General features: G+C 48.6%; 1 protein-coding gene. It reads right to left on the bottom strand.

Annotated elements, in window-relative coordinates; all coding sequences use genetic code 11:
• On the bottom strand, positions 1-296 hold a 296-nt coding region (locus tag ACFIK0_RS09630; RefSeq protein ID WP_375663948.1), incomplete at both ends, for an FAD-dependent oxidoreductase.

Below are 296 nucleotides of genomic sequence, written 5' to 3'. Positions count from 1 at the left end.
TCCCCAGCCGTTGCTTTTGGGCAGTAATGTAGTCTTCTGCAGCAGTGGCCGCTTCGGCGCCATCCGCAGATGCAGTAATAATTTGCCGTAAGGACTTTTCAATGACGTCCCCAGCTGCATAAACACCTGGTACATTGGTCTGCTGTTGGTCATCAGTTGGAATATAGCCATGATCATCTAACTTGATCACACCCTTAAGATCCTTGGTAGCTGGCTCCGTCCCGACATACACAAAGACACCAAAGGTTTGATCACCGTCATCAAGTTGGTAGGTCCGTTCTTCACCGGTTTGATTA

This window comes from Bartonella sp. CL63NXGY, from assembly GCF_042194905.1.
Taxonomy (GTDB): domain Bacteria; phylum Pseudomonadota; class Alphaproteobacteria; order Rhizobiales; family Rhizobiaceae; genus Bartonella.
The sequence above is the reverse complement of the archived record's forward strand: the minus strand, read 5'-3'. Positions and strand labels throughout refer to the sequence as shown.